This window comes from Gordonia metallireducens, from assembly GCF_021245825.1.
In the GTDB taxonomy this organism is placed as follows: domain Bacteria; phylum Actinomycetota; class Actinomycetes; order Mycobacteriales; family Mycobacteriaceae; genus Gordonia; species Gordonia namibiensis.
The window spans coordinates 170,235-196,265 of record NZ_JAJQJP010000034.1 but is presented as its reverse complement, the minus strand read 5'-3'; the positions used below and the strand labels follow the sequence as shown (position 1 = coordinate 196,265).

At 67.1% G+C, this 26,031-nt stretch carries 25 protein-coding genes and 1 pseudogene; 13 read left to right on the top strand and 13 right to left on the bottom strand.

Going from position 1 to position 26,031, the window contains the following annotated elements; genetic code table 11:
• Positions 1–4 precede the first annotated feature (4 nt).
• Positions 5–1,078 (bottom strand): enoyl-CoA hydratase/isomerase family protein, encoded by a 1,074-nt coding sequence (locus tag LQD00_RS14425; protein WP_232717873.1) that lies wholly within the window; start codon positions 1,076–1,078, stop codon positions 5–7.
• Between the two features lie 106 nt (positions 1,079–1,184).
• Between LQD00_RS14425 and LQD00_RS14420 the strand changes: the two genes are divergently transcribed.
• Positions 1,185–2,054 carry a siderophore-interacting protein gene (locus LQD00_RS14420; protein ID WP_232717872.1) on the top strand — a complete coding sequence of 290 codons (870 nt, stop codon included), beginning with the start codon at positions 1,185–1,187 and terminating at the stop codon, positions 2,052–2,054.
• 10 nt (positions 2,055–2,064) lie between these two features.
• Here the strand turns inward: LQD00_RS14420 and LQD00_RS14415 are convergent, their stop codons facing one another.
• Positions 2,065–2,562, bottom strand: coding sequence for a MarR family winged helix-turn-helix transcriptional regulator (locus LQD00_RS14415; RefSeq protein ID WP_232717871.1), 498 nt, complete (start codon positions 2,560–2,562; stop codon positions 2,065–2,067).
• Positions 2,563–2,628: 66 nt separating this feature from the next.
• Here LQD00_RS14415 and LQD00_RS14410 point away from each other — a divergent pair, with 66 nt between their 5' ends.
• Entirely contained in the window at positions 2,629–4,056 is a 1,428-nt protein-coding gene (locus LQD00_RS14410) for an FUSC family protein (protein WP_232717870.1), read from the top strand.
• On the opposite strand, the gene LQD00_RS14405 is transcribed toward LQD00_RS14410, so the two are convergent.
• The 3 genes from LQD00_RS14405 to LQD00_RS14395 are packed head-to-tail and all read right to left on the bottom strand — an operon-like array spanning position 4,053 to position 6,450.
• Positions 4,053–4,877, bottom strand: coding sequence for an amino acid ABC transporter ATP-binding protein (locus tag LQD00_RS14405; RefSeq protein WP_232717869.1), 825 nt, complete (start codon positions 4,875–4,877; stop codon positions 4,053–4,055). The two genes, LQD00_RS14410 and LQD00_RS14405, sit on opposite strands and share 4 nt — an antisense overlap.
• A 49-nt stretch (positions 4,878–4,926) precedes the next feature.
• On the bottom strand, positions 4,927–5,583 hold the full coding sequence (locus LQD00_RS14400) for an amino acid ABC transporter permease (RefSeq protein ID WP_006867521.1): 657 nt from the start codon (positions 5,581–5,583) through the stop codon (positions 4,927–4,929).
• Between the two features lie 24 nt (positions 5,584–5,607).
• Complete coding sequence (locus LQD00_RS14395) at positions 5,608–6,450, bottom strand: substrate-binding periplasmic protein (protein ID WP_232717868.1); 843 nt, start codon at positions 6,448–6,450, stop codon at positions 5,608–5,610.
• Between the two features lie 346 nt (positions 6,451–6,796).
• Between LQD00_RS14395 and LQD00_RS14390 the strand changes: the two genes are divergently transcribed.
• The 6 genes from LQD00_RS14390 to LQD00_RS14365 are packed head-to-tail and all read left to right on the top strand — an operon-like array spanning position 6,797 to position 12,795.
• Positions 6,797–8,155 carry an aminotransferase class III-fold pyridoxal phosphate-dependent enzyme gene (locus tag LQD00_RS14390; protein WP_232717867.1) on the top strand — a complete coding sequence of 453 codons (1,359 nt, stop codon included), beginning with the start codon at positions 6,797–6,799 and terminating at the stop codon, positions 8,153–8,155.
• The gene (gene hydA, locus LQD00_RS14385; RefSeq protein WP_232717866.1) at positions 8,152–9,630 is read left to right on the top strand and encodes a dihydropyrimidinase; all 1,479 of its coding nucleotides are present in this window, start codon (positions 8,152–8,154) and stop codon (positions 9,628–9,630) included. Before LQD00_RS14390 ends, hydA begins: the two co-directional genes overlap by 4 nt.
• 1 nt (position 9,631) lies before the next feature.
• Positions 9,632–10,636 (top strand): LLM class flavin-dependent oxidoreductase, encoded by a 1,005-nt coding sequence (locus LQD00_RS14380; protein ID WP_232717865.1) that lies wholly within the window; start codon positions 9,632–9,634, stop codon positions 10,634–10,636.
• A complete protein-coding gene (locus LQD00_RS14375) occupies positions 10,633–11,493 on the top strand; it encodes a carbon-nitrogen hydrolase family protein (protein ID WP_232717864.1) in 861 nt (286 codons plus the stop codon). Before LQD00_RS14380 ends, LQD00_RS14375 begins: the two co-directional genes overlap by 4 nt.
• Positions 11,494–11,543: 50 nt before the next feature.
• Entirely contained in the window at positions 11,544–12,332 is a 789-nt protein-coding gene (locus tag LQD00_RS14370; protein WP_232717863.1) for an IclR family transcriptional regulator, read from the top strand.
• 46 nt (positions 12,333–12,378) lie between these two features.
• Positions 12,379–12,795, top strand: coding sequence for a carboxymuconolactone decarboxylase family protein (locus LQD00_RS14365; RefSeq protein WP_232717862.1), 417 nt, complete (start codon positions 12,379–12,381; stop codon positions 12,793–12,795).
• 42 nt (positions 12,796–12,837) lie between these two features.
• Here LQD00_RS14365 and LQD00_RS14360 read toward each other — a convergent pair whose 3' ends face one another.
• Together LQD00_RS14360 and LQD00_RS14355 are read right to left on the bottom strand one after the other, a co-directional pair.
• Entirely contained in the window at positions 12,838–13,710 is an 873-nt protein-coding gene (locus LQD00_RS14360; RefSeq protein ID WP_232717861.1) for an SDR family oxidoreductase, read from the bottom strand.
• Positions 13,707–14,210, bottom strand: a complete 504-nt coding sequence (locus LQD00_RS14355) for a MarR family winged helix-turn-helix transcriptional regulator (RefSeq protein WP_232717860.1) — start codon at positions 14,208–14,210, stop codon at positions 13,707–13,709. The genes LQD00_RS14360 and LQD00_RS14355 overlap by 4 nt, the downstream gene beginning before the upstream one ends.
• A gap of 95 nt (positions 14,211–14,305) precedes the next feature.
• Between LQD00_RS14355 and LQD00_RS14350 the strand changes: the two genes are divergently transcribed.
• Positions 14,306–15,784 carry an MFS transporter gene (locus LQD00_RS14350; protein WP_232717859.1) on the top strand — a complete coding sequence of 493 codons (1,479 nt, stop codon included), beginning with the start codon at positions 14,306–14,308 and terminating at the stop codon, positions 15,782–15,784.
• A gap of 63 nt (positions 15,785–15,847) precedes the next feature.
• Here the strand turns inward: LQD00_RS14350 and LQD00_RS14345 are convergent, their stop codons facing one another.
• Both LQD00_RS14345 and LQD00_RS14340 read right to left on the bottom strand, forming a co-directional pair.
• A complete protein-coding gene (locus LQD00_RS14345; RefSeq protein ID WP_006867510.1) occupies positions 15,848–16,591 on the bottom strand; it encodes a GntR family transcriptional regulator in 744 nt (247 codons plus the stop codon).
• Positions 16,592–16,637: 46 nt separating this feature from the next.
• On the bottom strand, positions 16,638–17,789 hold the full coding sequence (locus LQD00_RS14340) for an acyl-CoA dehydrogenase family protein (RefSeq protein ID WP_232717858.1): 1,152 nt from the start codon (positions 17,787–17,789) through the stop codon (positions 16,638–16,640).
• Positions 17,790–17,990: 201 nt separating this feature from the next.
• Between LQD00_RS14340 and LQD00_RS14335 the strand changes: the two genes are divergently transcribed.
• The 4 genes and pseudogenes from LQD00_RS14335 to LQD00_RS22900 form a co-directional block, all read left to right on the top strand.
• Complete coding sequence (locus tag LQD00_RS14335; protein WP_232717857.1) at positions 17,991–18,806, top strand: HpcH/HpaI aldolase/citrate lyase family protein; 816 nt, start codon at positions 17,991–17,993, stop codon at positions 18,804–18,806.
• Positions 18,799–19,827 (top strand): MaoC family dehydratase, encoded by a 1,029-nt coding sequence (locus LQD00_RS14330; protein WP_232717856.1) that lies wholly within the window; start codon positions 18,799–18,801, stop codon positions 19,825–19,827. The genes LQD00_RS14335 and LQD00_RS14330 overlap by 8 nt, the downstream gene beginning before the upstream one ends.
• Before the next feature lie 34 nt (positions 19,828–19,861).
• A complete protein-coding gene (locus LQD00_RS14325; protein WP_232717855.1) occupies positions 19,862–21,001 on the top strand; it encodes a CoA transferase in 1,140 nt (379 codons plus the stop codon).
• A 234-nt stretch (positions 21,002–21,235) separates the two neighbouring features.
• Positions 21,236–21,307 (top strand): annotated as a pseudogene (locus LQD00_RS22900) (hypothetical protein); the annotation flags it as partial.
• A 96-nt stretch (positions 21,308–21,403) separates the two neighbouring features.
• Here the strand turns inward: LQD00_RS22900 and LQD00_RS14320 are convergent.
• The 4 genes from LQD00_RS14320 to LQD00_RS14305 all read right to left on the bottom strand — a co-directional run bounded on the left by LQD00_RS14320 (position 21,404) and on the right by LQD00_RS14305 (position 25,993).
• A complete protein-coding gene (locus tag LQD00_RS14320) occupies positions 21,404–22,342 on the bottom strand; it encodes a phytanoyl-CoA dioxygenase family protein (RefSeq protein WP_232717854.1) in 939 nt (312 codons plus the stop codon).
• Positions 22,343–22,588: 246 nt separating this feature from the next.
• A complete protein-coding gene (locus LQD00_RS14315) occupies positions 22,589–23,377 on the bottom strand; it encodes a PaaI family thioesterase (protein WP_232717853.1) in 789 nt (262 codons plus the stop codon).
• A gap of 13 nt (positions 23,378–23,390) precedes the next feature.
• Positions 23,391–24,743 (bottom strand): hydroxysqualene dehydroxylase, encoded by a 1,353-nt coding sequence (locus LQD00_RS14310; protein ID WP_232717852.1) that lies wholly within the window; start codon positions 24,741–24,743, stop codon positions 23,391–23,393.
• Between the two features lie 56 nt (positions 24,744–24,799).
• Positions 24,800–25,993: a CynX/NimT family MFS transporter gene (locus LQD00_RS14305; RefSeq protein ID WP_232717851.1), complete on the bottom strand. Its 1,194-nt coding sequence runs from the start codon at positions 25,991–25,993 to the stop codon at positions 24,800–24,802.
• Positions 25,994–26,031 lie beyond the last annotated feature (38 nt).

The following is a 26,031-nucleotide window of genomic DNA, read 5'->3' as shown; positions in this document are numbered from 1 at the left end:
TCGGTCAGGCAGGGAACGTCAGGTCGTGCGGCAGCGGCGCGAAGAACGCGTCGACGCCCGCCTCCGAGAATTCTGCCCAATTCGGGTTGCGGTCCTTGTCGATGACCTGCGCGCGGATACCCTCGGCCATGTCGGGATGCAGGAGGCACCGGAGGGAGACGCGGTATTCGCGGACCAGGGTGTCCTCGAGGGTCGCGTCGTTCGCGGCCTCGCGCAGCGAGCGCAGCGTGACCGCCAGCGCGGTGGGGCTCTTGGCTGCGATGGTGTCGGCGGTCTTGGTCGCCGCTTCGGAGCCGACCGCGCGGCACCGTTCGATGATCTCCGAGATGGTCTCGGCGGCAAAGGCTTCGGAGATCCACTCCCGCTGGGCGGCGAGCTCGGACTCGGGAGCTTCGGTGGCGTACTCCGCGATCGCGGCGTCGACTCCGGCCGTTCCGATGGCCTCGATGAACGCCGGCAGCGACTCGGAGGGGACGAAGTGGTCGGCGAGACCCATGGCGATGGCGTCGGCGCCGCGGAGGTGGGCCGCGGTGAGGCCCGCGTACAGGCCGAGCCCGTCCGGGACCCGCGAGAGCAGGTGTGTACCACCGACATCGGGGACGAAGCCGATGCCGACCTCGGGCATGGCCAGACGGGTGCGGTCGGTCACGATGCGCACGTTGCCGTGTGCGGAGACGCCGACACCGCCGCCCATGACGATGCCGTCCATGATCGCGACGTAGCTCTTGGGGTAGCTCGAGATCGCCGCGTTGAGTCGGTACTCGTCGAACCAGAACTTCGCCGACGGCGAGTTCTCGGCGTCGATGTCGGTGGAGTCGGGATTGCCGCTGAGCGCCGAGGCGTCGCGGTGGATCGCGACGATGTCGCCGCCCGCGCACAGTCCGCGTTCGCCGGCGCCATACAGGACGACGGCCTTGACGGTGTCGTCACCGGCCCATTCGTCGAGTCGCTCCGCGATCTCGGTGGCCATCTCGTGGTCGATCGCATTGATCGACTTCGGACGGTTGAGGATCAGCGACCGCGCCGACCCGTTCTCCTCCGTCAGGACAGACGGGACCAGCACTGATTGTTCCGACACGATCGAAACTCCTCTCCACACCGACAGGCCTCCACAGATGGTTGCATATCCTAGTAACAGAGGCCAGACCCCGGGTGTTCGACGGTAGTGAGGTTAGGGTGGCCTCATGGGCTACTCGAGAGCACGCGTCCGTGGGGTCGACGACCTGACGCCCAACCTGCGACGACTGACATTCGACGTCGCGGACCTGCCCGGCCTGGGACTGCCCGGCGTCGCCGACGAGGCGGTGGGCATCTACTTCCCTGCCGAATCGCAGCGCTCGACGCCCGCCATGCAGTGCCGCGACGGAATCTGGGCCTACTACGACCTCGACCCCGCGCCGGACGGGCGCAATTACTCGATCCGCGCGGCCGACCCGGCAGCCGGCACCGTCGTCGTCGACTTCGTGATCCATGCCGCCGGGCCGGCGACGACGTGGGCCCAGCGCACCGAGCCCGGCCACGAGGTCGTCATGACGCACGCGCGCAGCTGGTTCGCGCCACCGACCGGCACCGGCCGCCTCGTCCTGGCCGCCGACCTCGCCGGACTCCCGGCACTCGCGCGGATCATCGAGGATGTCCCGGTCGTCGACGGCGTCACCGTGGTGGTCGAGGTGCCGTCGCCGACCGATCTCGCCTACCTACCCGAGCGGAAGGTCGAGACGATCACGCTGATCGGCGGCAACGGACGGACCCCGAGCCAGCTGGCCGAGACCGTCGCAGCACTGGATCTCACGGACGCCGGGTACTGCTGGTTCGCCGGGGAGGCCTCGGAGTCGCGAGCCGTCCGCAAACATCTGCGCAGCGAAATGCGGTGGGGCCGCGAGTCGTACGACGTCATCGGCTACTGGCGTCAGGACAGCGAACGCTGGACGCAGGCCTACTCCGAACGCAGCACCGAGCTGTTCGCGGTGTACCGGCAGGCGCTCGCCGACGGGAAGACCGAGAAGGAGGCCTCGGAGGAGTTCGACGAGGCGCTCGAGCGCGTCGGGCTCTGATCCCGCGGGCTCACTCGACGTTGCGCGTCACCCGCCGGAGCAGGTTCACCAGCGTCTCGATCTCCTCGTCGTCGAGATCGTCCAGCATCTGGTGTTCGCTCTCGATGCGGCGGGGGAACTCCTCGTCGACGAGTGCACGCCCGGCAGACGTCAGCGACAGCAGGACCACACGGCCATCGCGTTCGAGGCGCTTCCGTTCGACCAAGCCCATCGCGACCAGCCGCTCCACGTTCTTGGTGGTCGAGGCCCCGGAGATGCCGGCGACCGAGGTGACCTCGCTGGCTCGGAGCGGTACGTCGCTGCGCGCGAGTGCACCGAGGACGTCGAACTCGGTTCGGGTGATCCCGCGAGGAGCGAGGTCACGGTCGAAACGTGCGAGGGCCAGCGAGCCGATCCGCACGATGCGCCCGATGACATCAACCGGCCGCATGTCGAGATCGGGATACTGCGCCGCCCACTCCCGGCGGGCACGGTCGACGTAATCCGACGACGCAGAGGGCTCTGACATGCGTCGATCCTAACCCTTCGCAGATAATTCATAGATAATTTACCGAGAAAGTACTATCGTTGACGGGTGCCCGACTCTCCCACCTCGACCCGTGACCGCAGCCGCCTGAAGCATTCGCGCAGGGCATTGGCGCATTCGGTGTCCCCGGCCGCGTGGCGCAGCACGCTGGAGTTCCGTCGCGCCGACCCCACGGTGGCGATCGCCGTGCGCGTCGGGCTCGCCGGCGCGATCGTCCTCGTTGCCGGCGGCCTGCTCGGCCGGACCGAGATCGCCGGGTTCGCCGCCCTCGGCTCACTCGCCGCCGCGTTCCTCCGATACGAGCCCTATCCCCGACTGGCCCGCAAGCTCGCGGGTGTGGCCGGACTGATCGTCGCCTATACAGCGTTCGGCGCCGCCCTCGGTGTCGCGGGCGCGCCTGTCTGGACGCTGGTGGTGCTGGTCTCGGCGGGCGCCGGTATCGCCTACTGGCTCACCTTGGTCTTCGGGATCACCGGCCCCGGCCCCGTCGTCATGATCTTCGCCGCCGCGGGCGCGGCCGGATTCGCGAACACCTGGGCCGACGCCGCCTCCGCCACCGGGGCCGCCGCGCTGGGCGGCCTCGTCGGTTGGGCCGTGGCGATGGCCCCCGCTCTGTCCCATCCACACAGTCCTTCCCGGGTGGCCGTGGCACGCGCCCTCGCGGCCGTGTCGGCAACCGAACAGCAAGGCGACCAGGCGGTCGCAGCTGCGCGAGCGGTGATCACCCGGGCCCGGGAGACCATCGCGCTCACCCCACAACGACGCGTCGACGAACACGTCCACGAACTGATCGCACTGCTCGACGCCGCGGAGAACGCCCTCTGCGGGCGCGAATCCGGGCTGTCCCGGCAGGACGACTTCGCGCGACTGGAGGCCGAACTCCGCAAGGTGCGCAGCGACATCCGAACGCCCCGGACACCCGACACACCTCTGCCGGTCTCGGCCTCGTCCCCGGATTACCTTCGCGCCGCGATGGACAAGGCGTTGTGGTTCAGCGCCTCTCGCATGGCCGTCGCATCGCTGATCGCCGGCATGTCGGCGGTCGCCGTCGGACTGGACCACCCGCTCTGGGCGATACTCGGCACGATCGCCACGTTGCAGGGCGTGAACTACGGCCACGCCGTTCAGCGCGGCATCCAACGTCTACTCGGAAACACCGCAGGCGCCCTACTCGCCGCCGCAGTGATCTTCGCCGACCTCGGTTACTGGCCACTCGTCGTGATCGTGGTGGCCTGCCAGACCGCCGCGGAACTGACGGTGACCCGCAATTACGCACTGGCCTCGACCTTCGTCACCGCCATGGCACTACTGGTGACCTCGATCGGCCACCCCGCCGGCACCGGCATCGCGGCCGCCCGTGTCGGCGACACGCTCGTGGGTGTCGTCGTCGGAGTTCTCGTGGCAGCGTTGACCATCCGTCCCGACGACCGGCACCACCTGACGGCGCCCGAACCTACGGAGAAGTCGGCCGACTAACCCCCTTCGGGAGACTCCTCGTCCTTCGCTTGATCCTGGGCGATCGCCACGCCGACCGGATCGACGACGGCGTTGACGAAACGGGCCAGTCGCGCGGTGGGCGGTTTGGCGATGAGCTCCGGACCGCCCTGGGCAACGATCTGCCCCTGTTCCATGAAGACGACCCGATCGGAGACCTGCTCGGCGAATCCCATTTCGTGCGTGACGCTGATCATCGTGAGCCCCTTCGTGGCAAGCCTTTTCATGACCAGCAGAATCTCGGCCTTCATCTCCGGGTCGACTGCGGAGGTGACCTCGTCGAAGAGGACCACGCGCGGTTGCATGGCGAGCGTCCGCGCCATGGCCACACGTTGCTTCTGCCCACCGGAGAGCTGGCCTGGGTAGGCGTCGATTCGGTCCCCGAGGCCGACCTCCTCCAGCAGTTCGATCGCCCGGGCACGTACCTCCGCCCGCGGCTGCCCCAATGAATTCACCGGCGAGTCCATGACGTTCTCGATCACACTCATGTGTGGAAAGAGGTTGAAGGACTGGAAAACCATGCCGACATCGCGACGCAACTCGCGGAGATCGCGTCCCCGGAGGTGCTTCTGCTGCCCCTTCGCATCCGGCCCGGAAACACGTTTGCCCAGGATGTCGATGGTCCCTGCGCTCGGTGTCTCGAGCAGGTTCAGGCAACGAAGCAGAGTTGTCTTCGCCGCGCCCGACGGCCCGATCAGGGCGACCACCTCGCCCTGGTTCACGGTGAGGTCGACGCCGTGGAGGATCTCGCGATCTCCATAACTCTTTCGTAGGCCAGAGATCTCGATGATGGGTGTGGTCATGCCAGGACTCCTTCGGCTCGCATGATTCCGGTGCTCGCGACCACCGTGCTCATGACTTCAGTGCGAACGCACGCTCGAACAGGAACTGCAACAACACCAGCACCGTGTTCAGAAGCAGGTAGATGATCGCGACGATCGTCAGGATCTCCAGCGGCTGAAAGGTGGTGCTGATCAACCTGTTCGCGGTTCCGGTGATCTCGGCGACCGTGATGGTGCTCGCGAGTGACGTCGCCTTCAGTGCGGTGATGGCGTTGCTGAAATAGGGCGGAATGCTGACACGGAAGGCCTGGGGTGCGATGACCCGCCACATGTAGTGCGTCGGAGTCATCGCCAGGGCCTGCGCGGCCTCCCATTGTCCGCGGTCGACCGCGGACAACCCACTTCGGAAGATCTCCGCGGTGTAGGCCGCGGCGGTCAGACCGAGGCCCAGGATTCCCGCGGCCATCGGCGTCAGGGCCACTCCGAGCGCGGGCAGTCCGAAGTACGTGAAGAACAGGATCACCAACGGCGGGAGGCCGCGGAAAACCCAGGTGAAGGCGATGGACACGGCGCGCAACGGCCACACCGGGGTGGTGCGCATCAACGCGAGCAGTGCGCCACCGACCGTACCGATCGCCATGCTCCCGAGGAACAGCCAGATGGTCGCCCACAGACTGTCCAGGAGCGCACCGAGGTACTCGCCCCATACCTGTGCGTCGAATGTCATCTCGTCACCAACCCGGTCCGCGGACTACTGGTCCGACTTGGTGGGCGCGACCGGGAACGGATTGGCCGCATCCAGCGAGGTCGGGGTCGGGAGTGCCTGACCGAACCACTCCATCTGCAGCGATCCGATGGTCCCGTCGGAGTACATCTCGGTCAGGGCCTTGTTGACGCGGTCGAGCAGCTCGGTGTTGCCCTTCTTGGTGGTCGCGGCCACGATCGAGGGATTGACCGAGTCGCCGACCGGGGCGACGCCGTCGGCCGGGTTCTTCTGGGCGTAGTACAGCGCGTTGATGGTGTCGTAGACGATCGCGTCGATGCGGCCGTTCTTCAGGTCCAGGATCGCCTGCGACGGTCCTGCATAGGCAACGAGGTCGGAATACCCGAGGTCGGCCTTGTTCGCCAGCGCCCACTGTTGCTGCACGCTGCCGTCGACGGCGCCGATCCGAAGGCCGGCCAGCGACGAGTCGAGACCGGTGATCTTCGCCTTGTCGGCGGCCCGGACCATCGCCACCGATCCGCTCGACGCAACCGGGTGGGTGTAGTCGAGTTGCTTCGCGCGCTCCTCGGTGAACACCACCGAACCGTCGGACATGTCGTAGCGACCGGTGGTGACACCCTGCAGCAGGGACTTGTAGTCGACCTTCTCGAACTTGACCGTGGCGCCCATGCGCTCGCCCATCTCCTCGGCGATGTCGATCGCGTAACCGGTCAGGTCACCGGAGGTCTCGACCATTGTGAATGGGGCGTAGTTGGCCGACGTCGCCACGGTCACCACATCACCGTTGCCCTCATCGGTCGTTGCGCAGGCGCTGAGTGCCAGGACGCCTCCGAAAACGGTCACCAGGGCACGTAAAGGCAGCTTTCTCATCGCGTTGTCCTTCTGTCGAGGGGGATCGCCCCGGGGGTCGCTGGGGCGAGAGAGGAAACAGCCGAGCCATCGCGCCCAGCGTCGGTTCACTGAGCGCGATCTCGGTTCGGTGGATGAGTCAACGTTCCGGTCGTTTAGCGGAGGTTGCCCATTTGTGAACACTGGGTTTCAAGCCCATCGGCCCAGGTCAGGGCGTCTACCGAAGTGGTTGCACAGCAGTGATTTTCATCCAGTACGGAATGGAAACCACTGTGTAACAAGGTCGAAACCGAACCAGTCCAAGCTGCTCACATCCCACTGAGACAGCGGTTCACTAGCTGAACCAGACCCCCCCTTGGAGGCCCCCATGACGAGCAGCGGCACGCTCACGCCCACGACGCAGGAAGGAACCGACTGGATCGCCCGCGCCCACCGCGACCACGTGCTCACCTCATGGTCGAAGCAGTCGGGCCCGGACCCGATCACCGTCGTCGACGCCGCCGGCTGTTGGTTCGTCGACAGCAACGGCAACAGATACCTCGACTTCCTGTCCCAGCTCGTGAATCTCAATCTGGGTCACCAGCATCCGCGGCTGGTCGAGGCGATCGCCGAGCAGGCCCGCAAGTCGTGCTTCATCGGTCCGACGTTCGCGAACGAGGCGCGTAGCCGGCTGGCTCTCGAACTCGACGCCCTCACTCCCGGCAACCTCACCTCCAGCTTCTTCACCACTGGCGGCGCCGCAGCCAACGAAGCCGCCATCGCCATCGCCCGCGCGGTGACCGGCCGGCACAAGGTCGTGGCCCGATACCGCTCGTACCACGGCGCCAGCGCCGGGGCGATGACACTGACCGGCGATTCGCGCCGGTGGGGGCTGGAACCCCTGACCACGCCGGGTGTCGTGCGCATGCTCGACCCTTATGTACCGGGTGGGGGAAACCCGGACGACCCCCGCTACTCCGCTGCCCATCTCGAAGAGGTCCTCCAGTACGAGAACCCCGGGAGCGTCGCCGCGGTGATCATGGAGACCGTCACCGGCACCAACGGGCCCATCGTTCCCCCGCCCGGTTACCTCAAATCCATTCGCGAGGTGTGTGATCGGCACGGGATCCTCTTGATCTGCGACGAGGTGATGGTCGGGTTCGGCCGACTCGGCACCTGGTTCGGCATCGAGCAGTTCGGCGTCGTGCCCGACATCCTCACCACAGCCAAGGGCATCAACTCCGGCTACGTCCCGCTCGGTGCCACGATCGTGGGCGCGCACATCCGCGACGCCCTCCGCGACATCGCCCTGCCGGCCGGTCTCACCTACGCCGGGCACCCGCTCGCCTGCGGCAGCGCCGTCGCGTCCATCGAGATCATGAAATCCGAAGGTGTGGTGGAGAATGCGGCGATCCAGGGCGCGCGCCTGCAGCGTGGCCTCGAGGAGTTGGCGCGACGCCACCCCAGCGTCGGCGGCATTCGGGGCCTCGGCCTGATGTGGGGCATCGATCTCGTGGCAACCGACGGGTCCCCGCTGATCCCGTTCAAGGGAACACCCGAGCAGTCCACCCCCGGCGTCGCCGTCGTGAAGGCCGCCAAGGATCGCGGTCTGTGGATCGGCCGCCAGGACAGTGTCATCCGGCTCGCACCGCCGCTGATCATCACCGCGGAGGAGATCGACCTGGCGCTGTCGATCCTCGACGAGGCACTCGTCCACGCCGACGACGCCGTGGGAGTGGTTCGATGACAGAGAGTCTCATCATCCGTGGCGGTCATGTGGTGACCGCCACGGACACCTTCCGCGCCGATGTGCTGATCGCCGACGGCAAGATCGCCGCCCTGGGCGTCGACGACGGGTGGACCGCAGACCGCGTCATCGACGCCGACGGCCACTATGTCCTTCCCGGCGGGATCGACACCCACACCCACTTCGAGCACCACAACCTCAAGGGCACCACCCGGACCGCGGACGACTTCCGCACCGGCAGCGCCGCGTCGGCGGCCGGCGGCACCACCACCTTCGTCGACTTCGTCCGCGGACTCCCCGGCGAGAGCCTGATCGACGCCTTCCACCGTCGCCGGACGGCCGCCGAAGAGGGTTCGATGATCGATTTCGGTTTCCACCTGATGGTGCCGGCGACTGCGAACTCCGACGATTCGTTCGACCAGTTGCGGCAGCTGACAGAGGAATTCGGCGCCACCAGCTGGAAGTTCTTCATGGCCTACACCGGGCTGATGGTGCCCGACGACGTGCTCATCCGCGGGTTCACCGAGGCCAAAGCACTCGGGGTGCTGCCCATGGTGCACGCCGAGAACGGCCACATGGTCAACGCCGCCGTCGACGCACTCATCGAAGAGGGCAAGACCGAGGAGCACCATCACATGCACGGCCATCCGGCCGCCGCCGAGCGCGAGGCCATCGTGCGCGCGGCGACGATCGCCGAGTGGGTGGACACACCGTTGTTCATCGTCCATGTGTCCTCGGCCGACGGCGTCGGCGAGATCCAGGCCCTACAGAGTCGCGGACGTCCCGTGTTCGGCGAAACGTGTCCGCACTACCTCGTGACGGGGTACGAGGACTATTCGCAGGCGGATTTCGAAGCGGCCAAGTACATCTGCTCACCTCCCATCCGGGAGAGCAGTCACCAGGAGCCACTGTGGAACGCCCTGGCCACCGGCGTCCTGGGGTCGGTGGGTACCGACCACGCGACCTACACGATGGACCAGCCCGAGGACCTGCCACCACAGAAACCGCAGGGGCGCGGTTTCTTCCCGAACGTGCCGCCGGGAGTCCCTGGGGCCGAGGAGCGCCTGATGGTCCTCTACGAACACGGCGTTGCACGAGGACGTTTCGACCTGAACCGGTTCGTCGACATGACGTCGACCAACCCGGCAAAGACCTTCGGCCTCTACCCCCGCAAGGGGACCATCGCCCCTGGTTCCGATGCCGACGTCGTCATCTGGGATCCGCAAGCCGACCACACCATCTCGGCCGACCGGCACCGCTCCCGCGCCGGATACACCCTCTACGAGGGTATGTCGGTCAGCGGAGCACCGCGCCACGTCTTCTCGCGCGGACAGCAGCTCGTCCGCGACGGTGAGCTGGTGGAACTGTACGGACACGGCCGGTACCAACCTCGGACGACGCTGCGGGACCGAACACCGACCCCGCTCCCCGCCGATCGATCCGATTCATCCCTACCCATCGACTGTGAGGTGTGATGTGACCATTCCACTTGGAGTTCACCTCGGTGAACGTTTCACTCTGGACGAGACGAAGGCCATTGCCGATGTCGCCGACGAAGCAGGCTTCGACAGCCTGTGGGTGGCCGAAGGCCGCTTGACCCGAGACGCGATCAGCGTCATGGCCCTTCTCGCCGACCGCACCCATCAGGTCCGCATCGGCTCGGGTGTCATCAACAACAAGACCCGCAATCCGGCCCTCACCGCCGTCACCTTCAAGACCCTCGACGAGATCGCCCCTGGGCGAATCATTCTCGGCGTCGGTGCGTGGTGGGAGCCGATCGCATCGAAGGTCGGTGCCCCCATCCGCAAGCCGCTGGGCACGATGCGCGAGTTCATCTCGATCTGCCGGTCACTCTTCGCCAACGAGGAGGTGACGCTCCAGGGCGAGCACTTCTCGATGGACAAGATCCGGTTCGACCGGATGTACGCCGAGAACAAGCCGGTCGACATTCCCATCTACACCGGTCCGGTCGGTCCGAAGATGCTCGAACTGTCCGGAGAGCTCGCCGACGGGGTCTACCTCGACTTCCTGATGCCGACGAGCTACACCCGTGAGGCTGTGAACGCGTTGCAGCGCGGTCGCGAACGCAGCACGCTCACCAAGGATCTCGACATCACGCAGATCATCTGCTGCTCGATCGACGACACCAACCCCGAAGATGCCAAGGACTCAGTCAAGGCGTTCCTCACCATGTACCTGATGCAGCAGCCGCACATCGGTTCCCACTGCGGCGTCGAGCCCGGTCTCGTCGACCGCCTGAAGGAGATCGCGGGTTGGCCGGCACGCCCGGAGGACATCCGCAAGGCCATGCCACTGGTCCCCGACGACCTCGTCCGTCGCGTCACCGCCTACGGCACCACCGCACAGACAGCCGACATGATCGACGAATACCGCGCGGCCGGAGTCCGTGTGCCCGTGGTGTTCCCGCTCGGCGCCAACCCTGTTGACACCATCCGTTCTCTCGCAAAGGTTTCCGCATGACAACCCCCGAAAAGACCAGCACCGAGGAGTCCACGCCCGGCATCGTCACCGCCGGCGTCCTACAGCTCCGGCCGACCTCCGATCGAGAGGCCAACCTCGCCGTCGTCGCCGATCTGATCGATCAGGCCGCGGCCCGTGGCGTCAAGGTCTTGCAGCTGCCGGAACTCTTCTCCGTTCCCTTCGTGGCGCCCATGCCCGTCGATCCCGATTACCTGGTCTACGGCGAGCCGCTCGACGGTCCCAGCAACACGATGGTGGCGGAGAAGTCACGCGAACACGGGATGACCATCGTGTCATCGATCTTCGAGAAGACCGCGGCCGCCGGGGTCTTCTACAACACCGCGACCATCTTCGTCGGCGGTGAACGCCGCCTGGACTACCGCAAGTCACACCTGCCGCTGTCGTTCAATTTCCCGGAGAAGTCGTACTTCCGCCCCGGCGACAAGTCACCGGAGGTCGTCGACGCCGACGGCATCCCGGTGTCGACGATCATCTGCTACGAACGGCACTTCCCCGAACTCGCCCGCACCGCAGCGGTTCAGGGGGCCACCGTGCTGGGCATCCCGATCGCCTCCGGCAACGGGTACTCGCGTGAGACATTCGATCTGGAGCTGAAGGCACATGCGGTCTTCAACTGCATGTACGTGCTGGCCAGCAACCGCATCGGCATCGAGGGGCCCAAGGAGTACTTCGGCGGCAGCTCCATCTACGGACCCGACGGCGAGACGGTTGCCACGGCCGAGGACAACGGCGGCGACGAACTGGTGGTCGGTGACATCGACCTGGGCCAGCTCCCGGCCAAGCGCGCTTTCGGCCGTCCTTTCCTGCGCGATCGGCGGTTCGCCCTATACAAATGACACCTACGACACCCGCTTCCCCTGCAATCACCCCGATCTGAGGAGAACCCGTGGCCGATGCCGGGCTGGTACAGAAGACCCTCCGCGTCCTGCAGACCGTCGCCGCGAGTCCGAACGGTATCGGTCTGTCCGGGGTCGCCCGCCTCACCGACATCCCCAAGGCGACCTGCCACCGGATCCTGCTGGCACTGGCCGCCGAGGACTGGGTGGTCCTCAACGAGGACACGAAGCGCTTTCACATGTCCCTGTCGGTGCTGCTCATGCTCAGCCCGACGTCGGACCGGGACACCGCACTGTCGTATGTGAACCGACTCCTGGAGGCCCTCGCCACCCAGGCGATGGAGACCTGCGGACTCGACCAGCCGATCAAGGGCACCAACACCGTGATGGTGCTCGCCCAGACGGCCTCGCCGCACAACATCGGGCTCGGACGCCGTGCGGTACCCCGGATGCAGCCGGCGTGGTCGACCTCGACCGGCAAGGTGTTCCTCTCGCTCGGTGATCCCGAGGCAGTGCGTCAGGAGCTCGAAGCCGATGCTCTGTTCCGGGATTCGCCGCGCGGGAGAAACCTCGACGGGTTCCTCGAGGAACTCGCCGAGACGGCGGAACGCGGGTATGCGTCTTCACGAGATGAACTCGAGCCGGGTGCGGCCTCGGTCGCCTGCCCGGTTCGGGTCAATGGCGCAGTGCCGTACGCGATCTGGGTGGGAGGACCCACCTACCGACTGACGCCCGAACGGGTTCCGGAGATCGCCGGACTACTTCGCCACACCGCGCACGACATCGAGCGGGTGCTCGCCCGCACACCACCCGGCACCCAACTGGGTCCCGCGCTGTGACACCTCCCTCACCAATTCCCCACATTTTCGATCAAGGAGACAACTCATGACAACGACGTCGACCACGACACCGCATTCGGAGCTCTACGACGCCGGTCTGGCGATGCGCAAAACCGTCCTCGGCGACGCCTACGTGGACAAGGCACTGTCGGCGGTGACCGAGTTCGGTCAGCCCATGCAGGATCTCGTCACCGAGTACTGCTGGGGCGGCATCTGGACCCGGGAGGGCCTCGACCGCCGAACGCGGAGCCTGCTCAACCTCGTCATGCTGACCGCTCTCAACAGGCAGACCGAGTTCTCGACGCACGTGCGCGGCGCACGGGCCAACGGGGTCACCGACGAGGAGATCCAGGAAGCACTCCTGCAGACCGCCGTATACGTCGGTGTACCAGCTGCCCTGGAGGCCTTCCGCAACGCGGAGCGGGTACTTCGCGAACTCGACGCTGCGGAACAGTCCGACTGAAACCCGAGCCGGGCAGGTCGCAGGCAGTACTGGACACTGCTGTCAGTACTGCGCGACCTGCCCGTCCTTCGGCGCGCGGTACATCTTCCACAGCAGCTTCGGAATCCCGCGCACCGGCAGCGGCCGGGGCCAGTCCCGGGTACGCATGAGGGCCTCGGTTCCACCGTCGACGGTGATGATGGTGCCGGCCATGAAGTCGGCGGCGGGCGACAGCATGGTCATCACCCATGCGGCGAGTTGTTCGGGGGTTCCGAACTCGCGCACCGGAACCGGGAACGACGTGACGGCCTTGGCCTGCGGGCTGTCGAGCTGTGCCTGCAGCAGCGGCGTCATCACCGGACCGGGTGCGATCACGTTGATCCGGATGCCCGCGCCGGCCCACTCGGGCTTGGTGCCCTGCCAGCGGACCCACTGGGTGACCGCGATCTTCGACGCCGCGTAGGCAACCGGCGCGGTGACGCCGCGGCGTCGCAGGATCTGTCGGGTGGCACCGGCGGTGTCGCCGTTGATGAGTCGTCGGATCGCGCCGCGCGGGACCAGCGGTGTCACCGTCGTCGAATTGGAGCCGAAGACAACCACTTTCGCCTTGTCTGCAGCGGCCAGAGCAGGGCGCCAGGCGGTCAGCAGGTCGGTGACGCCGAGGACGTTGACCTCGGTGATCATCCGCTCACGCCCCTTGGTCGGGCCCATTCCGGCGGCGAGGACCGCGCCGTCGAGCTTGCCGCCGGCCTTGGCCAGCACCTCCTCGGCGGCCTTCTGCCGACCGTGCGGGGTCGACAGGTCGGCGACGACATCGGCATCCCGTAGATCGACGCCGATCACCGTGTGCCCCTCCCCGCACAGGGCTTTGGCCGCAGCCGCCCCCATCCCCGACGCCGATCCGGTCACCACGTACGTGCCGCCCCCAGTGGTCATGCCAGCCCTCTCTTCAATCCCTCATCGCTCTTCTCGTTCCGCTCACCGGTCCCATGCCGGTCCTGCGTCCGTTCATAGGCGTCGTTGAACGCCCGTAGTTCGTGCAGCAACGCTTCAGGGTTGCCCGGCGCGAGGTCGGCGAAGACCTGCTCCAGCCGTTGCGCACGCAACAACCCGTCTCGCTTGAAGGCCTCGCGGCCCAGTTCGGTGGGGCGGATCAGCTTGGACAACGAGTCCTCGACCTCGAAGCGCTCGAGGTAGCCGTGCTTGATCGCGGCGTTCACCTGTCGGTTCACCGTTGACTGCTCGAGCTCCAGTTCCTCGGTCAGCTCACGAAGGGTCCGCGGCCGCCCGTCGGACAGAACCCACAGGATGGCGAAAGCCGACTTCTCCAGTCCCACCGACGGATGGACGAGACTCCGACGCCGGGACATGCGCAGCAATTCGGCCGCCAGGTCCCGGTGTACCGGCGATTGCCACGGTGCGTGGTCCTCGGACATGTCTCCTCCATCACATTCGACCAGGACAATGTACTGTCCGGTTTGCCTATGTACGTTACATATGTATGCTGCATACCTCGAAGGAGGTCTCACATATGAGCCACGTACACGGTCAGGCGCCTGCCGACGACCAGGCCGCAGGCGCGGCCGACAAGGCACCCGCCGGCGCTGTCATCAGCGTCGTGGTGCTCTGCTTCGGCGGTCTCGTCGCCTCGCTGATGCAGACCCTGATCATCCCGATCCAGCCGGATCTGCCGCGTCTCCTCGGGACCTCGATCGGCAATGCCTCGTGGATCATCACCGCCACACTGCTCGCCGCAGCCGTCGCGATGCCGATCGCCGGCCGCCTCGGTGACATGTTCGGCAAGCAGCGCGTCCTGCTCGCGAGCGCCGCGCTGCTCACTGTCGGTTCGCTGCTCTGCGCGCTCGGCGACACCCTCATCCCGCTGATCATCGGACGAGGCGTCCAGGGCCTGGCCATGGGGTTCATCCCGGTCGGCATGAGCCTCATCCGCGAGATCACCCCGCCGCGCATCACGTCCATGGCGGTGGCCGCGATGTCGGCGACGCTCGGCGTCGGTGGCGCCATCGGTCTACCCCTGTCGGCCTGGATCGTCCAGACCTGGGATTGGCACGCTCTCTTCTGGGTCGCCACCGGCCTCGGCGTGCTCATCGTGGTCGCCGTCCTCGTCTTCCTCCCCCGCGTGAACACCGCCGCGGGCGGACGCCTCGACATCCCCGGTGCCGTTGGCCTGGCCATCGGCCTCTCTGCCTTCCTCATCGCCGTCTCGAAGGCCAACGACTGGGGCTGGACCTCGGCCAGCACGCTGGGTCTGGGCCTCGGCGGCATCGCCGTGCTGGTTCTGTGGGGATTCTTCGAACTCCGCCAGCGGGAGCCGCTGGTCGACCTGCGGACGTCGGCTCGTCCGGCCGTGCTGCTGACCAACATCGCGGCTGCGGCCATCGGTTTCGGCATGATGGCGCAGGCGATCATCCTGCCGATGCTGCTGCGACTCCCCGAGGCGACCGGATACGGCCTGGGACAGTCGATTCTGGCCGCGGGCCTGTGGATGGCCCCGGGCGGCCTGATGATGATGTTCTTCGCACCGCTCTCAGGTCTGCTGATCAACCGGATCGGCGCCAAGTTCACCCTCGCGATCGGTGCGAGCATCCTCGGCGCCGGCTACATCTTCGCCTTCTTCCTCATGGACTCGGCGTGGAAGCTGATGCTGGCCTCGATCATCTGCGCCATCGGCGTGGGCATCGGCTATGCGGCCATGCCGACCCTGATCATGGGGTCGGTACCGCCCACCGAGGCCGGCGCGGCCGTCGGCCTGAACGGTCTGATGCGTTCACTGGGCACCACCGTCGCCTCCGCCGTCATGGCCCTGGTCCTGGCCAGCGCGACCATCTCGCTGGGCGGCACCGAGGTCCCCGACGAATCGACGTTCACCTGGTGCTTCCTGATCGCGGCCGCCGCAGCCTTCGTCGGCGTGGCGATCACCCTGCTGATCCCCACCAAGGCGAGGGCATCGAGCATCGTCGAAGAGCAGCCGGCCCGCGCCGGTCACTGACCCTCCCGAACGCGAGAGTGGCCCGGCAGTCATCGTCGACTGCCGGGCCACTTTCGTTGTGCGTCACAAACCGCTACGACGCAGCGTCACGCGGTAGGTGTAATGCTCGGGCAGGAAGTAACTGACCGCGAGTTCGACCGCCCGCCCACGAGAGTCGGTGTAGAGCCGGTCTACCCGCAGCACCGCATGTCCCTCCGGACAGCCGAGACGCCGTGCGGTCTCGGCGTCGGCGGTGGTGGCCGTGATGGATTGCGCGCATTCCTCGATCGGATACTGCAGATGGGGTTCGAGCAGACCGATCATCGTGGAATCACTTGTCGCCCCGGACTTCACCTCGGGCGCATCGATCACGAGCCGCGCCACCGACTCGGGCCACGACACGGTCGTGACCACAAACGGCACGCCGTCGTGGAAACGCTGGAACACGATCCGGTAGACGACGTCGGTGTCGAGACGCAGGCGCCCGGCGGCCTCGAGATCGACTCGACGCGAGGGGGATTCGAGGACCTGCATCTCGGTGTCGGTGGACAGGTTCATCAGGTCGTCGATCGAGCCGAGCTGCCGTAGATACTGACCGGCGTTCTCGGTCGCGAAGGTACCTCGCCCGGGCACCCGGTACACCGAACCCTCGGTGACCAACTCGAGGAAGGCGCGGCGCACCGTCTGCCTGCTCAGCCCGTACTCCTGCGAGAGCTCGGACTCGGTGGGCAGCCGGACACCTCCCTTGTAGCGACCCTGCGCGATGTGCGAACGCAGTTCGGCGGCCAGCACCTTGTACGCCGGCTCGGACTGCCCGACCTCGCCCATCCCACTCCCCTGTTCGAGTACCACCGCTGCCGACGAACCGTCGCCGTCAGATACCGCCCCGCGCCACGAGCTGCGCGGCGATCACATTGCGCTGGATCTCGTTGGTGCCCTCACCGACGATCATCAGCGGTGCGTCGCGGAAGTACCGCTCGACGTCGAATTCGGTGGAGTAACCGTATCCGCCGTGGATGCGAACCGCGTTGAGGGCGATCTCCATGGCGACCTCGGAGGCATAAAGCTTGGCCATGCCGGCCTCCATGTCGCAGCGCTCGCCCTTGTCGTACTGCTCGGCCGCATGCCAGGTGAGTTGACGGGCCGCGGTGAGCTTGGTCGCCATGTCGGCCAGGTAGTTGCCGATCGACTGGTGTTTCCAGATCGGCTGGCCGAAGGACTCGCGCTGCTGCGCGTAGGCCAGCGAGTCCTCGAGAGCGGCCGTTGCGACACCCAGTGCGCGACAGGCGACCTGGATACGCCCGGTCTCCAGACCCTTCATCATCTGTCCGAAACCCTTGCCGGGCACCGTGCCGAGGATCGCCGACTTGGGTGCGCGGTAGCCATCGAACGAGAGCTCGCAGCTCTCCACGCCCTTGTAACCCAGCTTGGGCAGGTCGCGCGAGACCGTCAGTCCGGGACCGTGTTCGACGAGGACGATCGAGATGCCCCGGTGTCGCGGCTGCGCCGCCGGATCGGTCTTGCAGAGCAGCGCGATCAGTCCCGAGCGTCGGGCATTGCTGATCCAGGTCTTGGCGCCGCTGATGACCAGCTCGTCGCCGTCCTCCTTGGCGACGGTCGACATCGCCTGCAGGTCGGAACCACCGCCGGGCTCGGTCAGGGCCATCGTCGCCCGCATCTCGCCCGTGGCCATCCGCGGCAGATAGTTCTGCTTCTGCTCCTCGGTGCCGAACAGCGTGATCAGCTTGGCGACCACGGTGTGTCCGCCCATCGCACCCGCGAGGCTCATCCAGCCGCGGGCGAGCTCCTGGGTGACCTGCGCGTAGCAGGGCATCGACACCGGCGAGCCGCCGTACTCCTCGGACACGGCCAGTCCGTAGATCCCGATCTGCTTCATCTGCTCGATCCACTTCTCGGGGTATTCGTTGGCGTGCTCGACCTCCTGCACGGTCGGCTTGACCTCGCGGTCGACGAACCGCCGAACGGTCTCGACGAGGAACGATTCTTCGGCTGACAGCGTGCTCATGGAGGGGCTCACCTGTGCTCTTCGTGGTCGGGCTGATTTGTACGGCCATTTTGTCCATCGGCCGTACCTATGTCAACCTTCCCATCAGACGTCCAGGTCTGATAGAACCGTGACGGCACACTTTGGCCGCACATTTGGACCCGACACCCGGGTTGTCACGATCAATTGGGAGCAATGGTGCAGAGAAGACGAGGCGTTCTGGTGGCGCCGGCCTCCGACGACCGCAAGGCACGCAAGGCGCTGGCCTCGATCGCCGACGAGGTGGTCCTCGACCTCGAGGACGCGGTCACCCCGGCCAACAAGGACACCGCACGCGCCGCCGCTGCCGAACTCGTCAACGAGTTCGGCGCCGATCGCGCGGTCTCGCTGCGCATCAACGCCATCGACACCCCGTGGGCGTCGGACGATCTCGCGGCGTGCGCGCAGATGCCGAACCTGACCTCGGTGGTGCTCCCCAAGGCCGACACCCCCGGCGACCTCCTGGAGGCCGACAAACAGCTCGGTGACTCCCCGGTCCGGCTCCAGGCGCTGCTGGAAACCCCGCGTGGCATCCGCGATGCCGCAGCGATCTGCGCGGCCACCGACCGTCTCGACGCCGTTCTGATCGGGTACGCCGATCTCGGTGCGTCGCTGGGCCGCGCGTCGGGTCTGCCCATGCAGACGTGGCATGTCGTGCAGGACTCGGTGTTACTCGCCGCCCGAGCCGCGGGTGTCGACGTGGTCGACGGCCCCCACCTGACCATTGCCGACGACGACACCTTTCGGGACGCCAAGCGCTGGGTCCGCGACCTCGGCTTCGATGGCACCTGGGTGATCCACCCCGCGCAATTGGCAAGTGCCATCGAGATCTTCACCCCGGACGCCGACGCCGTCGAGGATGCGCGACGCGTACTCGAGGCGCTGGAGAAGGCGGCCGCCGCGGGCGCGGGTGCCGCTGAGCTCGACGGCCGGATGCTCGACGAGGCCCTCGCCGTCTCCGCTCGCCGCGTCCTCGCGAAGGCGGCGGTCGATGACTGAGGCGATCGCGGTCGGCGGACCCTACTTCGACGAACTGACCCACGGTCAGGTCTTCGACGACGCCCCGTCACTGACACTCACGTCCGGTCTCGCCGCCTCCCATCAGGCGATTCTCGGTGACCGACTGCGACTTTCATTGGATGCCCATCTGGCGGGGCGCGTCCTGGGCCATGCTGTCGGTGAGGGCGGCACACTCGCTCATCCGGGACTGGTCACCGACGTCGCGATCGGGCAGTCGACGCTGGCCACCCATCATGTCAAGGCCAACCTGTTCTACCGCGGGCTGCGTTTCCTGAGTTACCCCGAGATCGGCGACACGCTCACCACCGTGACCGAGGTCGTCGGTTTGCGGGAGAACAAGTCCAAGCCCGGCCGCGCCCCGACCGGTCTGGCCGCGCTGCACATGGTCACCACCGACCAGAACGGGGCGACGGTCCTCGACTTCTACCGGTGCGCGATGCTGCCGCTGTCCCCGGATGCCGACCCCGGTCGCACCGTGCACGCCGACGATCTGAGCACCATCGGGCCCGGCGACGAGGCCGAGCCGGCGTTGCCCGATTGGGATCTCGCCAGCTTCCGGTCATCGGTCGGCGGCCGGCACTTCTCCCCCGACCTGGCCGGCCGCATCTACCGTTCGAGCGCCGACGTCGTTTCCAGCGCACCGGAACTCGCGCGCCTGTCGCTGAACATCGCGGCCACCCACCATGACGAGCGGGTGGCGGGCAAGGCCGCGGGCGGCCGACTCGTCTACGGCGGACACACCATCGGACTCGCTCTGTCGCAGGCCAACCGCGCCCTGCCGAACCTGGTCACCGTGGTGGCCTGGGACTCGTGCGACCACACCGGCCCCGTCCACGAGGGCGACACCCTGAGTTCGGAGATCGAGGTCGAGGAGGCGACGCCGCTCGCCGGAGGCGGCGGTGTCCTGCGCCTGAGGTCGAAGGTCGTCGCCCACGGTGACACCGACGACCAGGGGGACCGCGACGTCCTCGACTGGCGCTACCACGTCCTGATGGCCTGACCCGAACACCCAGTTCCCGGAGGATCTTTCGCTCATGAGCAACAACCCCCGCCCCCTCGAGGGACTCCGCATCGTGGAGGTGTCGAGTTTCGTCGCGTCGCCGCTGTGCGGTTTGACGCTGTCCCAGCTCGGCGCCGAGGTGATCCGCGTCGACCCCGTCGGCGGTGCCGCCGACACCAACCGCTGGCCGGTCACCGCCGACGGCAACTCCATCTACTGGACCGGCCTCAACCGGGGCAAGAAGTCGGTGACCGCGAACTTCCGGGAGCCCGAGGGGCAGAAGCTGATCCAGGATCTCGTCACCGAGAGCGGTCCAGGTGGCGGCATTCTCGTCACCAACGCCGGCGGGCGCGCGTGGATGAGTCACGAGACGCTGGCCGCCAAGCGCCCCGACGTCATCACCCTCGAACTACTCGGACGCACCGACGGCACCCCCGGCGTCGACTACACGGTCAATGCGGCACTGGGTTTCCCGTCGATCACCGGCCCCACCGACTACGCCGGCGTCGTCAACCACGCCCTCCCCGCGTGGGATGTGGCGTGCGGCCTGTACGCCGCGCTGGCGATCACCGCCGCGGTCCGACGCCGCGACCAGACCGGTGCCGGAGCCCAGATCACGTTGCCTCTCGAGGACACCGCCCTCGCGATCGCCGGGACGCTCGGCTACCTCACCGAACCGCAGCTCGGCGGCGGCAGCCGCCCGGCCACCGGCAACGACGTGTACGGCACGTACGGAACGGATTTCGTCACCGCTGACGGCGGTCGCTTCATGCTCGTCGCCCTCACCCCGCGTCACTTCCGGGATCTGGTCGCCATGACCGAGACCGGCGACGCGGTGGCCGCGATCGAGAAAGCACTCGGTGCCGACTTCACCACCGAAGCCGACCGCTACACCCACCGCGGGATCCTCACGCCGCTGTTCGCCGCGTGGTTCGAACGCCACACCACCGCCGAGGTCGAGGACGCCCTGTCGAAGTGCGCCGTGTTGTCGGAGCGGTACCGTACGTTCGACGAGGTCGTCGAATCCGGAGTGCTGCAGCGGAATCCGCTGTTCACCGAGCTGGATCAGCCGGGGGTCGGCACGTACCTCGCCGCCGGCCTCCCGGCCCGGTTCGACGGCGAGCACTACTTCACCGACCCCGCCCCGGCGCTGGGCTCGTCGGCGGGATTCTGACGCAACGCATCCCCTCTGCTGCCTGAGGTGCGAGGAGCGATAGCGACGCCCCCCTGCTGCCTGAGGTGCGAGGAGCGATAGCGACGCCCCACCGCTGCCTGAGGTGTGAGGAGCGATAGCGATGCCCCCTCTGCTGCCTGAGGTGCGAGGAGCGATAGCGACGAGCCACGAAGGCCTGGCGAGATTCTCACCAGGCCTTCGTGGCTCGCTTCGCTCGCACCTCAGGCAGCAGGAGTGGACACTTCGCTCGCACCTCAGGCAACGGAAGTGGACGCTCCGCTCGCACCTCAGGCAACGGGAGTGGACACTTCGCTCGCACCTCAGGCAACGGAAGTGGACACTTCGCTCGCACCTCAGGCAACGGGAGTGGGCGCTCCGCGCAAACCCCGCATCGAGGTCAGATCACCTGTGCGCCAAGTGATCCGGTCGCGGCGCGGTCCCGCCGAACGGTTCTTGGAGCGCATTCGACTTCGCGTTGAACACGACGAAGAGGTTGCTCCGCGGATACGGCGTGATGTTGCCGCTCGAGGCGTGCAGGCAGTTGGAGTCGAAGTAGAGCGCCGACCCTGCCGGTCCGGTGATCGTGTCGATCCCGAGCTCGTCGGCGAGTGTCGCGACATCTTCCTCTTCCGGCGTGCCGAACGGCGGCCGGTACGAGGTCAGCGATTCCCGGTGGTAGCCATCGGGTGTCGCGCCCACGCAGCTGACGAAGCGGCGATGCGATCCGGGGATGATCATCAGCGGACCGTTGGTGGACAGGTTCGGGGTGAGTGCCAGCGAGACGCTGAGTGCTCGCGGGGCGGGCATCCCGTCCTCGGCGTGCCAGGTCTCGAAGTCGGAGTGCCAGTAGAAGGGTCCTCCGGCGAAGCCCGGCTTCAGGTTGATCCGGCTCTGGTGGATCGTCACCTCGTCGTCCAGGATCTGTTCTGCGACACCGCGGATCGCCTCGCGGTCGCAGATCTCCGCGATGAGGTCGCTGAGCTTGTGCACCGCGAACAGCGAACGCACGTCACCGCTGGAGGACTCGCGGATCACCCGGTCGTCCTCCCCGAGACGATCGGTGATGTCGGCGACCTCGCTCAGGCATGCATCGATGTCCGCGGCCGACAACACCTTGTTCTCGGTGTGGTAGCCACGGTCGGCGTAGTGACGCAGTTCGGGTGCCGACAACGGCCCGGGGTTCCCCATGCTGCCCCACACGGTGTTGTGGGGACGCGGTTCGATCTGGCTGCGGTGGGCGAGACGGGTTCGGTACACGTCGACGCCGCGCGCCTGGTTGTCGCTCTTGGGGATTTCGGTCTTTGTGATTTGGGCGTTCTTGTTTGCTGTTTGAGTTACCACGATCGAGTCGATCCTTTCCCTCATCCGGCAGGCCGCTCGGGAAAGACATCCGGCGGCAGGCAAGGTGATTGTGTTGTGCGCGAATCCGCATCACGCGATGACGGATCGCGAAAGATACGGCTGCACGAGGCACGTCATCTGCACGCGCCTTGATCAGGCCGTATGTGTGCACCTTGCCAGGCAAATGCGGTCCCCCGCAACCATGCTGGTATGCCGGTCGCCAAAGACTCACTTGTGATGTGGATCTCAGATGTGTTGGAGCACCACGGTCGCGATCGACGACGGCTTGCCCGTCGAGTTCGCCGACACGATCCGCACCACGGACAGGCTTCGGCCACGGTGCAACGTCTCGGAGGTGAAGGTGGTGACGTCGGCGGCGTTGCACGGGCGCACGTAGGTGATGTCGATGCTGGTGGTTCGCAACTGTCCGTTCGCCTCGACTGCTGACATCGCGGCGAGTTCTGAAGCGCAGATGAGGATTCCGCCGTGCACGCTGCCCATTCCGTTGGCGGAGAGGACCGTCGGGGCCATCGTCAGCACGCCGGGAGTGGTGGGCACCAGCCCCAGTTGGTCGCGGACCGGGCTGGTGGGCGCGTCGAGGACCTCGGCGGTCGCGTGGGCGCCCGGGGTGGTCGGGGCGTCGACGAGATGTGAGCGCTGGATGATCGTCGCGATCGGGCGCCCGGACGGATCGGACACCCGGCCCGTGGTCATCGCGCCACGCTCGTCGCGGGCGACGAGTTCGCCGGTGACGTCCAGCGGTGTCCCGTCGAGCGGCGGGTCGGCGACGAAGTCCATCCGGATGCCGAGGGAGACCGGCCAGCGGCCGTCTGGGGCACCGGCGTCGACGACGTATCCGGTCACGTCGTCGAGTGCGACAGCGAGCGCGGCGCGGTTGACACCGGCCGCGGGGTCGGCGAGCCACGGACCGGTCACGATGCGTGCTTCACCGCGTTCGGCGGACACGGCATGCCCGCTGATCCGCAGCATGACCTCGGGTCCACCGATGTAGAAGACTGACGATGTCGTCGGCATGGGACGAATTTACTCAGCGCCGGGAGTTCGCGTACTCCAGGATCACGTCGACGGCCCGCGCGGCACTCTGGCAGGCACCCTCCATCGTGGTGGTCCAGTCGGTCCTGGTCCAGTCCCCGGCGAGGGCCAGGCCGTCGACGGCGGTGCGCTGGTCGGGGCGGATTCCCGCGGTTCCGGGGCGCTGGGCGAACGTCGACTTCGGCATCCGTACGACGTGGCTGTGGATCACCCGGGCGTCCGCGGCCTGCGGGAAGTACTTGCGCAGCATGTCCATCTGGATGTCGGTGATCTCGGCGTTGGTCTTGCCGATCAGGTCATACGAGGCCGACACCGTCGTCGAGTAGAACCAGTTGTCCTTCGGTTCGCGGCCGTGCATGCGCTGGCGGTCCCAGACCTGCTCCAGCACACCCTCACCGCCGTGGAGGATCTCGCCCCAGTCGGTCATGCCGATCGAGCGGTCGAGGTAGAGATTGACGCTCACGATCGGCACCGGGGTGAGTTTGTCGACCGCTTCGTAGATCCGTTCGTGGCCCGGCACCTGGTCGAGAAGCCCCTTCACGCTCCACACGGGCACCGCGCAGATGACGGCGTCGGCGGCGACCTTTTCCCCGTCGGCGAGCGTCACCCCGGTGACCGTGCCGTCGGTGACGTCGACGGACGACACCACCGCACGATGCCGGACGTCGACGCCGGCGTCGGCGAACCTCTTCTCCGCGCCGTTGACGAACAGGGTGTCGAGGTCCACGGTCGGGAAGCCGATCGAGACCGGGGTCCGGGTCGCGACGGCGCGTCGGGCGCCGGTGACGAGCAGGTCGGCCGGGACCTTGGCCGACGAGATCTCGGTCTTGTCGCCGGTGAGGCCGATGACAATGCCGTCCCAGAGCGCGTCCCGCGCCGACTGCGGCATGCCGATCCGACGGAACCACTCGTCGGCGGTCACCTGATCGAGCCATTCGGGTTGCCGGAATGCGTGCCGGATCAGCCGTGCCTGCGCGAGGGCGGTCCGGAGCCGGTCGAGTCCGGCCACCCCGGGGAGATCACCGAGTGCCGCTCGCAGACCGGTCAGTCCGCCGAAAGCCGACTTTCGCGTGGCGCCGCCCGGCATCCGCATGGTCATGTGGCCGGGGAACTCGACGTGCTCGCGGGTACCGACGCTCTCGAGATACCGCATGAGGTGTTCGTATCCGCTGGCGAAGACGTGCTGGCCGTTGTCGGGCACGTCGTCGACCGCGGCGAGCGGCATCGAGATGGTGCGGCCACCGAGTGAACCGCGGCGCTCGAGGAGCGTCACTCGTTGCCCGGCCTCCGCAAGCCATACCGCCGACGCCAGACCGGCGAGTCCCCCACCCACGACCACGCAATGCATGGGCCACAGCGTAGCGGCCGGCACACAACGACGTGAGATGGTTGGCCGGTTTCGTCTCAGTCGATCATCTTGACGTTGCGGGCGGCACCGAGGGCTGCCACGCCCTGCGGCACCAGGGCGAGCGAGAGCACCGCCATCGCCACCGTCCAGGAGCCGGTCACGTCGTGGATCAGGCCGATGAGGATCGGCCCGACCGCGGCGGCGAGATAACCCACCGACTGCGCCATCCCGGAGACCTGGCCGGTCTGCTTCGATCCCGAGCTGCGGAGAACCATGAAGAGCAGGGAGAGGCTGATGGAAGCGCCGGGCCCGACCATCACGCACGCGGCCCAGAACCCGGGCCACACGTCGGTGCCGATGAGTCCGGCGAAGCCGACCGCGCAGACGGCGAGGACCACGAAGGTCACCACGCGCTGGTCGTCGAACCGTCCGGCGACGATCGGCGCGACCAGCGACATGATCAACGCGACCACCTGCGCGGACGCGACGACGGCACCGGCTCCCACCGGGGTCATCCCGTTCTCGTCGACCAGGTACTGCGGCAGCCACGCCACGAAGGTGTAGAAGATGAGCGACTGGGTGCCCATGAAGACGGTCACCGCCCACGCGATCGGGTTACGCAACAACGACGACGTCGGGCTCGCCGCCGTCACCCGGTGCACGTGTGACAACTGTGGGATCCACACGACGACCGCGACCAACGCGAGAAGTCCCCAGGAGGCGAGCGCGAGACGCCAATCCCCGCCCAGCGCATCGTTGATCGGCACGCTCACCCCGGAGGCGACCGCGGCACCGCCGGACAACGTCATCGAGTAGAAGCCGGTCATCAGCCCCGACCGGTGCGCGAAGTCCCGCTTGATGAGGGCGGGCAGAACGACGTTGCAGGTGCCGATGGCAGCACCGATGACCGCCGACCCGAGGAACAGTGCGACCGACGACGGCACGAGGCGTACGACGATGCCGAGGATGAGCACGAGCAGGGCGCCGAAGATGACCCGCTCGATGCCGAACCGGTTCGCGAGCCTCGGCGCGACGGGAGCGGAGATACCGAAGAAGAGGACGGGCAACGCGGTGAGCAGACCCGCCACGGCGCTGCTGAATCCGGCGTCGGCCGAGATGGTCCCGATCAGTGGGCCCACCGAAACGACAGCAGGGCGGAGGTTGGCCGCCACCAGCATCACGCCGACGGCGGTGATGATCACGCCGGCGGTGGTCCGTTCGTTCGCGGACCGGGTTCGGCGCTCTGACATCACAGTCGAACGTAACAGCCGGCCCACGAACGAAAGGT

Excerpts from the sequence above, each read along its gene's own strand:
- LQD00_RS14305 (WP_232717851.1), bottom strand. The coding sequence starts at position 25,993 with ATGTCAGAGCGCCGAACCCGGTCCGCGAACGAACGGACCACCGCCGGC.
- hydA (WP_232717866.1), top strand. The coding sequence starts at position 8,152 with ATGACAGAGAGTCTCATCATCCGTGGCGGTCATGTGGTGACCGCCACG.
- LQD00_RS14345 (WP_006867510.1), bottom strand. The coding sequence starts at position 16,591 with ATGGGCGAGGTCGGGCAGTCCGAGCCGGCGTACAAGGTGCTGGCCGCC.
- LQD00_RS14360 (WP_232717861.1), bottom strand. The coding sequence starts at position 13,710 with ATGACCACTGGGGGCGGCACGTACGTGGTGACCGGATCGGCGTCGGGG.
- LQD00_RS14315 (WP_232717853.1), bottom strand. The coding sequence starts at position 23,377 with ATGCCGACGACATCGTCAGTCTTCTACATCGGTGGACCCGAGGTCATG.
- LQD00_RS14330 (WP_232717856.1), top strand. The coding sequence starts at position 18,799 with ATGACTGAGGCGATCGCGGTCGGCGGACCCTACTTCGACGAACTGACC.
- LQD00_RS14340 (WP_232717858.1), bottom strand. The coding sequence starts at position 17,789 with ATGAGCACGCTGTCAGCCGAAGAATCGTTCCTCGTCGAGACCGTTCGG.
- LQD00_RS14350 (WP_232717859.1), top strand. The coding sequence starts at position 14,306 with ATGAGCCACGTACACGGTCAGGCGCCTGCCGACGACCAGGCCGCAGGC.
- LQD00_RS14415 (WP_232717871.1), bottom strand. The coding sequence starts at position 2,562 with ATGTCAGAGCCCTCTGCGTCGTCGGATTACGTCGACCGTGCCCGCCGG.
- LQD00_RS14365 (WP_232717862.1), top strand. The coding sequence starts at position 12,379 with ATGACAACGACGTCGACCACGACACCGCATTCGGAGCTCTACGACGCC.
- LQD00_RS14400 (WP_006867521.1), bottom strand. The coding sequence starts at position 5,583 with ATGACATTCGACGCACAGGTATGGGGCGAGTACCTCGGTGCGCTCCTG.
- LQD00_RS14325 (WP_232717855.1), top strand. The coding sequence starts at position 19,862 with ATGAGCAACAACCCCCGCCCCCTCGAGGGACTCCGCATCGTGGAGGTG.
- LQD00_RS14355 (WP_232717860.1), bottom strand. The coding sequence starts at position 14,210 with ATGTCCGAGGACCACGCACCGTGGCAATCGCCGGTACACCGGGACCTG.
- LQD00_RS14310 (WP_232717852.1), bottom strand. The coding sequence starts at position 24,743 with ATGCATTGCGTGGTCGTGGGTGGGGGACTCGCCGGTCTGGCGTCGGCG.
- LQD00_RS14390 (WP_232717867.1), top strand. The coding sequence starts at position 6,797 with ATGACGAGCAGCGGCACGCTCACGCCCACGACGCAGGAAGGAACCGAC.
- LQD00_RS14420 (WP_232717872.1), top strand. The coding sequence starts at position 1,185 with ATGGGCTACTCGAGAGCACGCGTCCGTGGGGTCGACGACCTGACGCCC.
- LQD00_RS14405 (WP_232717869.1), bottom strand. The coding sequence starts at position 4,877 with ATGACCACACCCATCATCGAGATCTCTGGCCTACGAAAGAGTTATGGA.
- LQD00_RS14375 (WP_232717864.1), top strand. The coding sequence starts at position 10,633 with ATGACAACCCCCGAAAAGACCAGCACCGAGGAGTCCACGCCCGGCATC.
- LQD00_RS14395 (WP_232717868.1), bottom strand. The coding sequence starts at position 6,450 with ATGAGAAAGCTGCCTTTACGTGCCCTGGTGACCGTTTTCGGAGGCGTC.